The sequence below is a fragment of the Mesorhizobium sp. B2-4-17 genome, assembly GCF_006441275.1.
Taxonomy (GTDB): Bacteria; Pseudomonadota; Alphaproteobacteria; order Rhizobiales; family Rhizobiaceae; genus Mesorhizobium.
Genome location: NZ_VFUX01000008.1, coordinates 90,285 through 103,089 on the forward strand (window position 1 = coordinate 90,285; position 12,805 = coordinate 103,089).

Annotated in this window: 9 protein-coding genes and 1 pseudogene; 7 read left to right on the forward strand and 3 right to left on the reverse strand. The window is 63.5% G+C overall.

Annotated features, from left to right (window positions below; genetic code table 11):
* The first annotated feature begins 13 nt into the window (after nucleotides 1-13).
* From FJ548_RS08600 to FJ548_RS08615, 4 genes are read left to right on the forward strand one after another with little or no spacing between them, the layout of a single operon-like run.
* The gene (locus tag FJ548_RS08600) at nucleotides 14-1,180 is read left to right on the forward strand and encodes a glycosyltransferase family 87 protein (RefSeq protein ID WP_140609657.1); all 1,167 of its coding nucleotides are present in this window, start codon (nucleotides 14-16) and stop codon (nucleotides 1,178-1,180) included.
* Nucleotides 1,173-2,156: a glycosyltransferase family 2 protein gene (locus FJ548_RS08605; protein WP_140609659.1), complete on the forward strand. Its 984-nt coding sequence runs from the start codon at nucleotides 1,173-1,175 to the stop codon at nucleotides 2,154-2,156. The genes FJ548_RS08600 and FJ548_RS08605 overlap by 8 nt, the downstream gene beginning before the upstream one ends.
* The gene (locus FJ548_RS08610; RefSeq protein ID WP_140777656.1) at nucleotides 2,153-2,962 is read left to right on the forward strand and encodes a ChbG/HpnK family deacetylase; all 810 of its coding nucleotides are present in this window, start codon (nucleotides 2,153-2,155) and stop codon (nucleotides 2,960-2,962) included. Before FJ548_RS08605 ends, FJ548_RS08610 begins: the two co-directional genes overlap by 4 nt.
* On the forward strand, nucleotides 2,959-3,369 hold the full coding sequence (locus tag FJ548_RS08615; RefSeq protein ID WP_140777657.1) for a GtrA family protein: 411 nt from the start codon (nucleotides 2,959-2,961) through the stop codon (nucleotides 3,367-3,369). Before FJ548_RS08610 ends, FJ548_RS08615 begins: the two co-directional genes overlap by 4 nt.
* Nucleotides 3,370-3,382: 13 nt before the next feature.
* Here the strand turns inward: FJ548_RS08615 and FJ548_RS08620 are convergent, their stop codons facing one another.
* From FJ548_RS08620 to FJ548_RS08630, 3 genes and pseudogenes are all read right to left on the reverse strand, one after another.
* Nucleotides 3,383-6,514 carry an efflux RND transporter permease subunit gene (locus FJ548_RS08620; RefSeq protein WP_140777658.1) on the reverse strand — a complete coding sequence of 1,044 codons (3,132 nt, stop codon included), beginning with the start codon at nucleotides 6,512-6,514 and terminating at the stop codon, nucleotides 3,383-3,385.
* A pseudogene (locus tag FJ548_RS08625) lies at nucleotides 6,511-7,673 on the reverse strand (efflux RND transporter periplasmic adaptor subunit). The gene FJ548_RS08620 and the pseudogene FJ548_RS08625 overlap by 4 nt, the downstream one beginning before the upstream one ends.
* A gap of 272 nt (nucleotides 7,674-7,945) precedes the next feature.
* Nucleotides 7,946-8,773, reverse strand: coding sequence for a MurR/RpiR family transcriptional regulator (locus FJ548_RS08630; RefSeq protein WP_140766507.1), 828 nt, complete (start codon nucleotides 8,771-8,773; stop codon nucleotides 7,946-7,948).
* A 136-nt stretch (nucleotides 8,774-8,909) separates the two neighbouring features.
* Here FJ548_RS08630 and FJ548_RS08635 point away from each other — a divergent pair, with 136 nt between their 5' ends.
* The 3 genes from FJ548_RS08635 (at nucleotide 8,910) to FJ548_RS08645 (ending at nucleotide 12,749) form a co-directional block, all read left to right on the forward strand.
* Nucleotides 8,910-9,728 carry an N-formylglutamate amidohydrolase gene (locus FJ548_RS08635; RefSeq protein WP_140777659.1) on the forward strand — a complete coding sequence of 273 codons (819 nt, stop codon included), beginning with the start codon at nucleotides 8,910-8,912 and terminating at the stop codon, nucleotides 9,726-9,728.
* 20 nt (nucleotides 9,729-9,748) lie between these two features.
* Nucleotides 9,749-11,290: an amino acid permease gene (locus tag FJ548_RS08640; protein WP_140777660.1), complete on the forward strand. Its 1,542-nt coding sequence runs from the start codon at nucleotides 9,749-9,751 to the stop codon at nucleotides 11,288-11,290.
* An 88-nt stretch (nucleotides 11,291-11,378) separates the two neighbouring features.
* On the forward strand, nucleotides 11,379-12,749 hold the full coding sequence (locus tag FJ548_RS08645) for a glutamine synthetase family protein (protein WP_140609673.1): 1,371 nt from the start codon (nucleotides 11,379-11,381) through the stop codon (nucleotides 12,747-12,749).
* Nucleotides 12,750-12,805: the final 56 nt, after the last annotated feature.

Here is a 12,805-nt window from a genome sequence, read left to right on the forward strand (position 1 = left end):
GTGGGGTGCGTTTATGACGATTTCCAAGCCGGTTTTCGACCGTTTGGGATTTGGCCTGTGGGTCGGAGCGTTTCTGGTCGTTCTTGTCCTCGTCCTGTGGGCGCCCGACACGCGTTCCGTGTTGATGGCCTACAGGTATGGCAGCGAAGAGTTTCTGGCCGGCCGTCCGCTCTACAATATCCAGTCCGAGATGGGATATCTCTACGCGCCGGCCTTTGCAGCGCTCTACATCCCGCTGTTCAAGCTCGGCTCTCATCTTGGCGGCCTGGTGTGGCATATCATCGGTTTCGCGGTGCTGACCTTCGTCGCGATGCGGCAGGTGCGCAAGCTTGGCGGCGGGGAATTGACGTGGCTGCTTTCGTTCGGGCTCTTCCTTGCCCTGCCGATGTCCCTGGGCGCGATCCGCAATGGCCAGGCAACGGTCCTTTTGACCGGTGCCTGCTGGCTCCTCACTCTGTCGGCGCTCGAAGGGCGGCGCGCCGAGACCTTCTTCTGGGCTTCGGTTGCCATCATCGCCAAGCCGACCGCGGTCATCATGCTGTTGTTGGTGGGCGCCCTGCGCTTCCGGTTGATACCGGTGCTGGTGCTCGCGGTGCTGTTCGTGATCGCGCTGCCTTATGCATTCGCTCCCGCCGGCTACCTGACCGAGCAGTACCGGGTTTTTGCGGGGATGCTGACCTCGATGGCTGTCGACAATACCAGCCATTTTGTTCCCACCGACTTCACGGCGCCCTTCACCAAAATGGGGCTGCCAATCCCGGAATTCGGCGCGACGATCGTTCGCATCGTCATGGCGCTGTTCACGCTTTCCATGGTCGTCTGGTTCGATCGCAAGCTCGAACGCGGAACAGCTGAGCTCGCCATCTTCCTGACGGCGACGTTCTACATGTGTGTCTTCAACCCGCGCGTCGAGCCCAACACCTATGCCATGATCGCCGTGCCCGCCGGTCTGGCCATTGCCTTGCTGTGGCGCGAGGAGCGAGGTGGTGTGCTCGTCTCGATACTGTCCGTGATGCTGTTCGTGACAGGGTTGACGGGCATCGAGCGTCATATCCAAGATTTCACGTACCCTTGGTTCCGGCCGATCGCGGTCACCGTCATTGCCGGTTCCCTGATCTGGTGGTTCTGGGCCAGGGCGCGAGGCAAGGTGATGAATGAGGGGCCTGTCGCAAATGGCTGAGTCGCGGTCTGTTCTCGATATCGTGGCGCCGTTCTTCAACGAGGCGCAATCCGCATCGGCTTTCGCCGCCTTGCTCGACAAGCTGGAGGTCGTGGTGTCGCAGCGTTTCGGCATGGCCGTCCACAAGATCCTGGTCGACGACGGCAGCCGCGATGACGGCGCGGAGCGATTTTCGCGGGCGCTGTCCGGTTCCTGGGAGATCGTGCGGCTCAGCCGCAATTTCGGCAAGGAGGTCGCGGTGCTCGCCGGCCTCGACTACGCGCGCGGCGACATGGTGCTGATCATGGATTCCGACCTTCAGCATTCCATGGATGTCAGCCTGCGAATGATTGGCGAGTTGGTGGAGCACCCCGACATCGACGTGGTCTACGCCCAGAACGACCGGCGCGAGGCCAGCTGGCGGCGCAGCCAGTTGGCGAAGCTGTTCTACAGCCTGATCAACAGCAGCCAGCGTTTCGACATTCCCGAGAATGCGGGCGATTTTCGCGTCATGCGCGGTACCGTGGCCCGCGCGCTGACAAGCTTGCGTGACAAAAGGCGCTTCAACAAGGGTCTGTTCGCCTGGGCTGGCTTTCGCCAGAAGGCCATACCTTATTCGCCGGAGAACCGCGCCAGCGGCACGTCGAAATGGAGCAGGCTCAACCTGCTTGCCTTTTCGCTGGAAGGTTTTACCTCGTTTTCCGTCATTCCCCTGCGCCTGATCAGCCTGAGCGGATTACTGGCGGCGCTGGCGGGTGCGGCCTATGGCGCCAAGGTGTTCTTCGAAGTGTTGTTCTACGGCATTGCCGTTCCAGGCTACCCCAGCCTTCTGGTCGCCGTTGTTCTGCTTGGTGGTCTCAACCTCACCTTGCTTGGACTGATCGGCGAATATGTCTGGGTCACACTCAGCGAGAGCAAGGACCGGCCGATTTACATCGTACGCGATGTCGTGCGCGGCGACGTTTTGCACAGGCCGCCAGGCGCGTCCGGCGCATGACGCGGCGCATCCGCCTGATCGCCGATGACTATGGCCTGGCGCCCGGCGTCTCGGCAGGGATTCTCGACCTGCTCGATCGTGGACGCCTGACTGGCGCTAGCTGCATGACCGGCTTTCCCGAATGGGCGGAGGCGGCGGCGCTTATCAAGCCGCTGCGCGGCCGCGTGGCGATCGGATTGCACCTGACCCTCACCGACCAGCGGGCCATCACCGGCCAGTCCAGCCTGGCGCCGGAGGGCCGGCTGCCGCCGCTCCGTTCGCTGGCATTGCCAGTCCTGCGCGGCCGTGTCGACGACCGGGATGTCCATGCCGAGCTCGACGCGCAATACAGCCGTTTCATCGAGACGCTTGGCCGGCTGCCCGACTTCGTCGACGGGCACCAGCACGTGCATTTCCTGCCGGTCGTACGCAAATGGCTGCTGGCGCGTTTTCCCACGGACACGGGCCGGCCGATGCTGCGCGGCGCTCCTGCACCGGCAGCGATGCCGAAGGTCGCGGCGATCGCAGCACTGGCCCGGGGCTTCAATCGGTCGATGCAAGGCGCCGGTTTCATCGTCATGACGCCTCTTGCCGGCATCTACGATTGGCGGCAGCCGGAAAAGTTCGCGCCTGCGCTGCAGGCCGCCGTCGAGGCGTTGCCGCAAGAGGGGCTATTCATGTGCCATCCCGGCCATGTCGACGAAACGCTGCGCGCGCGAGATCCGATGCAAAGCGTGCGCACGGTCGAATTGCAGATCCTGGCCTCGGACGCTTTCGGCGCGAGCCTCGCCCGCGCCGGTGTCGAGATCATGGATGGCAGGGGATGAGCGGCGCCGACCAGCCCCGGCGTTCGACCGGCAACAAGATCGTCCGCTTTGCCATTGTCGGGCTCGCGAACACCGCCATCGACCTTGCCGGCTTTTTCCTGCTGCTCAAGCTGCGTATCCCGCCGTTGCCCGCCAACGTCATCTCATGGTCGATCGCCGTCGTCTTCTCTTTCGTGGCAAATGGCTTCTGGTCGTTCGAGCGCAATCAAGCGATCCGGCTGCATGACGCCTTCCTGCGTTTCGCCTCGCTCGGGGCGCTGATTTCGCTCGGCGTCTCCAGCCTGTCGATCGCACTCTTTGCCGGCATCGCCGGCGTGTGGCCGGCAAAGATCGGCGGTGTCATTGTGGCGGCGGTGCTGAATTTCCTCGCCGCGCGCTGGTCGATTGAGGGTCGGGTGCTGAAATAGACCTGGATTTTCCCTATTCCGCCGGTTCCACATTGGCGTAGGCGGCTTCCTCGAGCTCGCGCTTCAGCCGCGCTTCCTCGTGGGTCTTCGGCGTAACGAAACGGCCAATCAGCAGATAGGCGACTGGCGTCAGGAAGAGCGTCGAGATGGTGGCCAGCCCCAGCCCGCCGACGATTACCCAGCCGAGCGCCACGCGCGCTTCGGCGCCCGCGCCGGCCGCCAGCACCAGCGGCACGCCGCCGAGCACGGTGCAGATCATCGTCATCATCACCGGCCGCAGGCGGATGGTCGAGGCCTGCTCGATCGCCTCGCGCACGCCGAGCCCGCGATCGCGCAGCTGGTTGGCGAACTCGACGATCAGGATGCCGTTCTTGGCCATGACGCCGACCAGCAGCACCAGGCCGATCTGGCTGTAGGCGTTGAGGCTGGTGCCAGACAGCAGCAGCGCGAAGATGGCGCAGGCGAGGCCGAGCGGCACTGTGGCCATGATGATGACCGCGCTGACGAAGCTTTCGAACTGGGCGGCCAGCACCAGAAGGATGATGACCAGCGCGAAACCGAAGATGGTGACCATGGCGCTGTTGGTCTCGCCCAGCGTCGCGGCTTCGGCCAGCGGCAGGATGCGGCTGCCAGGCGGCAAGAGCGGCGTGGCGATTTCCTCGGCGCGCGTCAGCGCATCACCAAGTGCGAAATTGCCGCTGAGGTTGGAAGTGATGGCCACCGACGGCTGCTGCTGTTCGCGCGACAGCGACGGCGGCACGGCGCGTTCGGTCAGCGTGGCGATGGTCGACATCGGCACGAAGCGGCCGTCAGCCGTCTTCAGGAAGATATTTTCCAGGTCGGTCGGATCGTTGATCGGGTTGGTGGTCGAGACCAGCTTCACGCCATAGCTGCGGTCGGCGATGTAGACGTCGACGACGTCGTTGCCGTCGAGCATGGCCTGCAAGGTATTGGCGAGGCCCGTAATGTCGATGCCGAGATCGGAGGCGCGCTCGCGGTCGATGGCGACGGCAAGCTGCGGCTGCGTCGGGTCGATGGACAGGCGCGGCGTCTGGAACCGCGGATCCTTCTGCATCTCGGCGATGATCCTGATCGCCGCGTCGCCGAGCGCCTTGCGGTCGTTGCCGACCAGCGCGAACTGCAGGCCGTTGCCGGCCCCGCGGATGCCGAGGCTGTTGGGCTGCACCGGGAAGATGCGCACGCTGGGCACCTGCTTCGTCAGCTGGCTGATCTCGGCCATGATTTCCTGCTGGTTGCGGCCGCGCTCGTTCCATGGCGCCAGCGTCATCACCATGAAGCCGGAGTTGTAGGAGCCGTTCTGACCGGCGTTCTCGAAGGTGGAGCGGATCTCGCCGGAATCGCGCATCGGCTGGATCAGCTTCTCGATCTTCCGCATCTGCTGCGTCGTGTAGTCGAGGCTGACGCCTTGCGGGGCATTGATGCGCAACAGCACCGCCGCGCGGTCCTCGGTCGGCGTCAGTTCCTGGCGGATGGTGCCGAACAGGGTGAAGGCGGTGCCGGCAAACAGCACCGCGACAAGCATCACGATCCAGGGCGCATCGAGGCAAGCGTGCAGGGCCCGCTTGTAGCCAGCGTTCAACGCGCCGCCGATACCGGCGCCGATACCATGGCCGCCTTGATGATGCAGCGATGCGCTGGTCAGCATGCGCGAAGCGAGCATCGGGCAAAGCGTCAGCGCCACCACGCAGGACAGAAGCACCGACATGGCTAGCACGAAGCCGAATTCGCGGAACAGGCCGCCGGTCTGGCCGGGCAGGAACGAGATCGGCACGAAGACAGCGACCAGCGTCAGCGTCGTGGCGACGACGGCGAAGAACACCTCCCGCGCACCAAGCACGGCAGCGGCGCGGGGCCCCATGCCTTCGTTGCGGCGGCGCACGATGTTTTCCAGGACGACGATGGCGTCGTCGACGACAAGGCCCGTCGCCAGCACAAGCGCGAGCAGCGTCAGGATGTTGACCGAGAAGCCGGCCAGATAGATGGCAGCGATGGTGCCGATCATGGCGACCGGCATCGACAGGCCCGGGATCAGCGTGGCGCGCCAGTCGAGCAGGAAGGCATAGATGACGATCAGCACCATTGTCACCGACAGGCCGAGCGCGATCTCGACCTCGTGCACCGCGCCCTTGACGAACACGGCGTCGTCGCTGGTGATCTTGATCGCCATGCCCCTGGGCAGGTTCTGCTGCAGTTTGGCGACGGCGGCCTGGACGCCGGTCGAAATGTCCAACGTGTTCGATTCCGCCTGGCGGATGATGCCGATACCAATGCCGGTCTTGCCGTCGGAACGCAGCGTGGTCTGGCCGACATCGGGGCCGAGCGTGACGGTGGCGACATCGCGGATGCGCGTCGTGCCGCCGATGATGATGTTTTCGAATTCCTCGGGGGTGGTCACATCAGCCGTGGTACGGACGATCAGGTCCTGGTTGGTCGTGGTGATCGACCCGGCCGGCGAATCGAAGGCGACCGAGGCAAGGGCCGCCCTGAGATCGGCGACGGTGAAGCCAAGACTGGCGAGCTTGTTCTGGTCGACATCGATGCGGAAGATCTTGTCGCGGCCGCCATAGACCTGGACGTCGGCGACGCCGGGCACGGCGGCTAGCTCATCCTCGATCTGATCCTGAACCACCACTGTCATGTCCTGGATCGACATGCTGTCCGAGGTCACCGCAAGCCGCATCACCGCGTCGGAATTGGCGTCCGCCTTGACGATGCGCGGCGGATCGGCGGTGTCCGGCATCTGGTTGGCGACGCGGCCGACGGCATCGCGCACATCGGAAGCAGCCACATTAAGGTCGATGCCGTCGTTGAATTCGATGGTGACGCGGCTCTGGCCAAAGGAGGAGGAAGAAGAGATCGACTTGACGCCGGAGACGCGGGCGACCGCACCCTCGATCGTGTCGGTCAGCTCGCGGTCAACGGTTTCGGCGGCCGCCCCTTCGAAGGTGGTCGTGACCGTGACCACAGCGCGGTCGACGTCGGGCAGTTCGCGGACCTCCACGCCGTAGAAGGCGGCGAGGCCGGCAACCGCGATGAGCACGTTCAGCACGAAGGCCAAGACCGGCCTGCGGATGAACAGGGCGGTGAAGCCGGTATCGCTGGCGGCGTTGACGGTACCGGTCATGAGCCTTCGGCGGTATTGGCGTTGAGCTGGTCCTGGCCGGCGATGCGGACCTCGCCGCCTTCGCTGACGCTCTGCGTGCCTTCGGTGACCACCATGTCGCCGCTGTCGATCTCGGCATCGATCAGCACGGTCTCGGTGTTGCGCTGGATGATACGCACCGGCACGCGCTTGGCCTTGCCATCCTCGATCTGCCAGACATAGGCGCCGTCTCCGACCCCCACAGGATCGCCAGCGGACTGACGGCGGGATAGGTTTCGCCGGGGAATTTCATGGTGATGGAGAACGACATGCCGGCGCGCAGCGAATCGGCCGGATTGGCGATCTTGGCCTTGACCAGCAGCGTGCGGCTCTTCTCGTCGATGTGGTTGTCGATGGCTGATACCATGCCGGTATAGGCGTTGCTCGGATTGGCGATCGGCGTCGCCGTCAATTGCGCACCAACCTTGACGGCGGCGGCGAAGCGCTCAGGCACCTGGAAATCGACCAGGATCGAGGAGCGGTCGTCGAGCGTGGCGATCGCCGACTGGTTGGTGACATAATTGCCGGCCGAGATCGGCAGGATGCCGACAGTGCCCGATACAGGCGCCAGAACGGAGCGGCGCCGTAGCGCGAGCTCCGCGTCCTGAAGCGCCAGTCTGGCGTTCGCCAGTGCCACTTCGGCATCGGCCACGGCGACCGGCGTCGCGGCATTGGAGGCGCGCAGCGACTTGACGCGATCGAGCTTGGACTGGGCATCCTGCAAAGCGAGCTTGGCCCGGTCCAGAGCGATGATCTCGGTTTCGGAATCGAGCGCCGCGATGATCTGTCCCTTGTCGACATGAGTGCCGGATTCGACCAGCAGTTCGGCAAGGCGGCCTGAGCTATAGGGATTGACGGTCACCGAGGCGTTGGCACGGCCGGTGCCGATTGCCTGCAGGCGGTCGTTGATGATCGCGGCGGCGGCCGGCGATGCAACGATGGTGGCAATCCGGGTGCCGCTGCGCCCCGTCGCTCGGGAGCCGCCAGCTGCCGCATCCTTTGTCGGGGGTGTCGCGCCATAGGCCCAGTCGATGCCCCAGCGCGCCAGCACTTCGGGAGCGCCGGGATAGAAGCGAGCCCAGGCAGCCACGGCGGCGACCACGATCACAAATGCAAGGGCAATCTGTTTCCAGCTCGGCATCGATACTCCAGCGGCAAGGATGTCGGCCGGTTCCAGGTGGAAGCGGACGCGGCGACGATACGGGCTGGCGGCGAAACCGGCCAAGCCACATCCCGGTATCACTGGTTTATGGCAATTATCACGCAATCGTGCACATTAAATCTCGGTAACGTGAAGGCGGGGCGGTCTTCGGCACGGCTGCGATTTGCCCGGGATCGGCGCCTGGGTCCGCTTCCCTTTGTTTGGCGCAATTCCGGACGGGAAACCGTTTCACAGGTTTTCCCGGGATCGGGCTAGCGCAGACCTTCCATCTCGCGGATGCGCCGGGCGCCGTCGGCCTCGAGCTGTCTCGTGACGGCGCCGATCAGCGTTTCGGCGACGACGAAAAGCGCGGCCGAGGAATCCCATGCGGAAGGCACCGCCGTCCGTCCGGCGATGACGTGGCGGGCAAAACGGGCGATCGGCGACAGCCACTGGTCGGTGAAGAGCACAATCTGAACGCCGCGCTGATGCGCCTTTTCGGCGAAGCGGACGAGGCTGTCCTGGTAGCGCCTGATGTCGAAGATCACCAGCACGTCGCGCTTGCCCATGTCGATCAACCGGTCGCGCCACATGCTCTCCTGTCCGGCAAGGTGAAAGACATCGGGCTGGATGACGGCGAGGTGGGCCGCCATGTAGCGTGCCAGCGGGTCGGTGAAGCGACCGCCGATCAGGAAGGTCTTGCCACGCCGATCGGCAAGCCGCGCCGCGATATCGTCGAGCTGCCTGTCGGAGAGGTGCCGGAAGGTCTCGCGCATGTTGTCGAGCGTCGCTTCCAGCATCGGGGATACGGCGCTGCCGCCGGGCGAGGGCGGGTTGAGCGTCCGTATCGCCGGCGATTGAAGTTGCGCGGCCAGTTCGTCCTGCAGGCTCGACTGGAATTCCGGGTAGTTCTGGAAACCAAGCCGGGCAACGAAGCGCAGGATCGTCGGCGAGGAGACGCCGGCGGCGGCCGAGAATTCGGCGACCGTCTTCAGGCCGATCATCGGATAGCTGGCGATCAGCGTCTGGGCGGCGCGCCGTTCGCCCGCCGGCATCGTGCCGACGCGGTCGGCGATCAGTTCGGCAATGCTGGAAATCATCTTTTCCCCCACGCAATGGCCTCGCTAATGAGATCGCATTTGACAAAGCCGGATAAACTGTATGAAATCATTCACAGGGACGCAATGAGACAAAATACGTAACATACGATACAGCGCTCCCCGGGGACGGCAGACTATGGAGCAAGCACGGCCCGCCAGCCTTGCATCGTCTGATACCGTGAGGGTGACCAATCCCGGCGGATCAAGCCCTTTCGTGCTGACCTGCGATCACGCTTCCAATTTCCTGCCTGCCGAATTCGGCACGCTCGGCCTCGCCGCCGAGGACCTGTCCCGCCACATCGCCTGGGATCCCGGCGCGCTGCCGGTTGCATTGCGCATGGCGCAGGCGCTGGATGCGACGCTGGTTGAAACCCGCATCTCGCGCCTCGTCATCGACTGCAACCGGCCGCTCGATGCGCCGGACCTTGTGCCGCCGGTCAGCGAGACGACAGCCATCCCAGGCAATACCGGCCTGTCGGAAAAACAGCGCGCGGCGCGGGTCGCCCTGTCATGGCAGCCTTTTCATGGTGCCATCGAGTGCATTGTCGAGGACCGGCTGGCGCGCGGACAGGAGACGCGTCTGGTTTCCGTGCATTCCTTCACGCCGGTCTACAACGGCCGCAGCCGGCCATGGCATATCGGCATCATCCATGACGACGACCGACGGCTGGCGTCGCCGCTGATATCGGCGCTGCGGCGGCTTGCCGGCGTCACCGTCGGCGTCAACGAACCCTATTCGCCTGCCGACCGCGTCTATTTCACGCTGGAACGGCATGCGCGCTCGCGTGGGCTGCCCTGCGCGATGATCGAAATCCGCAACGATGAAATCTCCGGCGAGACCGGGCAGCGGAAATGGGCGGATCTGCTCACAGGCATTTTTTCGAATCTGGAGCCCGAGGAGGCCAGGGGCTCCCGACAAGGCGCAATGGGAAAATCAGTACAAACGGCCAGCTAAGAAACCATAGGGGACTTCAAATGGCAGCACCGGATCACACAGACAAGTCGGAGGATGTAAAGATCCTTCACAGTATGGGCTACGCCCAGGAATTGGCTCGCCGCATGAGCGGTTTTTCCAACTTCGCCATTTCCTTCTCGATCATTTGCATCCTGGCCGGCGGCATCACCTCATTCCCGCTGGCCATCGGCACCGGAAGCGGTTTCGAGGCGACAATCGGCTGGGTCGTCGGCGGCCTCTTTGCCCTTGTCGTCGCCGCCTCGCTCGGTCAGATCGGCTCGGCCTACCCTACCGCTGGGGGCCTCTACCACTGGTCCTCTATTCTTGGCGGGCGCGGCTGGGGCTGGGCAACGGCCTGGATCAATCTGCTCGGCCTGATCTTCGTCGTCGCTTCGGTGAATGTCGGCGTTTATTTGCTGTTTTCCGGGCTTGTCGCGGGGCCGATCCTGGGCTTGGACACATCGGCATGGGGCTTCTGGCAGCAAACGGCGGCAGTCGTCATCATTACCGTCACCCAAGGCCTTTTCAATCATCTGGGCATCAAGACAACGACCAGGTTGACCGATTTTTCGGGATATTTCATCCTCGTTGTCGCGGTCGTGCTGACGCTGACCTTCCTGATATGGGGCTCGCATAGTTTCGATCTTTCGCGGTTGACGACATTCGTCAACACTACCGGCGATCCTGGCGGCGGCTATGTTCCGACGGCCCGGACGGCGCTGGTGGCCTTCCTGATCGGCCTTCTCTACCCGCTCTATACGATCACGGGCTTTGACGCCTCGGCACACACCGCCGAGGAGACGCACAATGCGCGCACCGCAGTGCCTAGGGGCATGATCCACGCAGTCCTGTGGTCTCTCGTCTTTGGCTCCGTCATGGCGGTCTCCTTCGTCCTCGCCAGCCCCGACCTCGTGGCGACTGCCAAGGACGGCGGCAATGCTTGGTTCAACCTGTTCAACAACCTGCCCGCGCCAACGTGGCTCAAGGATCTGCTTGGCATCTGCATCGTGCTGTCGAACTATCTGTGCGCGCTGGCCGGGCTCACTTCGACCTCGCGTATGATCTTCGCCTTTTCGCGCGACGGGGGTCTGCCGGGGTCATCTCTGTGGAAGCAGGTTTCGCCGACCTGGCGCACGCCCGTCCCGGCCATCTGGCTCGGAGCCGTGCTCTCGATCGCGGCAACACTGTACTCGCCGGCCTTCGCCGCTTTGGCAGCTGGCTGCGCCCTGTTCCTCTACGTGTCCTATGCAATGCCGGTAGCGGCTGGCCTGCTTGCGGAAGGCAAGAGCTGGACCGAATTCGGTCCGTTCCGTCTCGGCATATGGTCCAAGCCGTTCGCTGTCATTACCGTCCTTGGCGTTCTGGTCCTGATGTATGCTGGCATCCAGCCGCCATTCGACATCCTGATCAACTATGCCATCGGCTTGATCATCCTGCTGGTCGTGTTGTGGTTCGGCATAGAATCCCGGCGCTTCAAGGGTCCGCCGGTCGGCGCCGACATCGCCCGCCGCCAGGCGGAAATCGCGGCGGCCGAAGTAGCGGTCGGCGAAACCGGCCACTGACACTTCGCCTCAAGCTCATGGCCGGCCTCGCGCCGGCCATGACTGCGTTTATCCCTTTCAACCGAAAAGCATTTGGAGTGCCGCAGGAATGGCCGGAAATTTCTCGTTCGATCAGTTGAAGAAAGCGGTCTCAAACTGGGAGATCGACACGGTGCTGGCTTGCATCGTCGACATGCAGGGCCGGCTGGCGGGAAAGCGGTTCCTGGCGCAGTACTTCGTCGATTCCGCGCATGACGAAACGCATGGCTGCAATTATCTGCTCGCCGCCGACATCGATATGGAGCCGGTGCCAGGCTACAAAGCGGCAAGCTGGTCGAAGGGTTATGGCGACTTCGTCATGAAGCCGGACCTTGCGACGCTGCGGCGCATTCCATGGCTGGACAAGACCGCCCTGGTGATCTGCGATGTGCTCGACCACCACACCCATGACGACCTGCCGCATTCGCCGCGTGCGATCCTGAAGAAGCAGGTCAAGCGGCTGACGGAGCGCGGCTATATCGGCTATTTCGCCTCCGAGCTCGAATTCTACCTTTTCAACGAGACCTACGATTCCGCCCGCAAGAAGCACTGGCAGGGTCTCGACACCGCCTCGCCCTATATCGGCGACTACCAGATCGGCATCACTACCAAGGAAGAAGGCGTCATGCGCCGGCTTCGCAATGAGATGGAAGCGGCCGGCATTCCGATCGAGAATTCCAAGGGCGAATGGGGTCCCGGCCAGGAAGAGATCAACGTGCGCTACGCCGAGGCGCTCGACATGGCCGACCGCCACGTCATCCTGAAGAACGGCGCCAAGGAGATCGCCGAGTCCGAGGGCAAGGCCATCTCGTTCATGTCCAAGTACAATTACGGGCTCGCCGGCAATTCCAGCCACATCCACAATTCGCTCTGGAGCGCCGACGGCAAGACGCCGCTGTTCTTCGATAAAAAGGCCGACTGGACGCTATCGACGCTCGGCCAGCAATGGGCGGCGGGGCAGCTCAAATATGCCAAGGAGTTCACCTGGTTCCTGGCGCCCTACATCAATTCCTACAAGCGCTTCCAGGCCGGCACCTTCGCTCCGACCAAGATCATGTGGAGCGAGGACAACCGCACCGCCGGCTTCCGCCTGTGCGGCGAGGGCACCAAGGGCATCCGCATGGAGTGCCGCATCGGCGGCGCCGATCTCAACCCCTATCTCGCCTTCGCGGCGCTGATCGCGTCAGGCCTTGCCGGCATAGATGAGAAACTGGAGCTGCAAAAACCGTTCGTCGGCGATGCCTATCAGGCATCTCGTTTGCCGGAGATCCCGAAAACCCTGCGCGATGCCACCGAGACGCTGGCGAAGTCGAAGATGCTGAAGCAGGCGCTCGGCGAGGATGTGCTCGAACACTACGTGCATACCGCGAAATGGGAACAGTTCGAATACGACCGCCGGATTACAGATTGGGAACTGCACAGAGGGTTCGAGCGATATTAAAACTTTATACAGCTTTAACGTTGACAATGTAGTGAGACTGAGGCCATATGAGACCT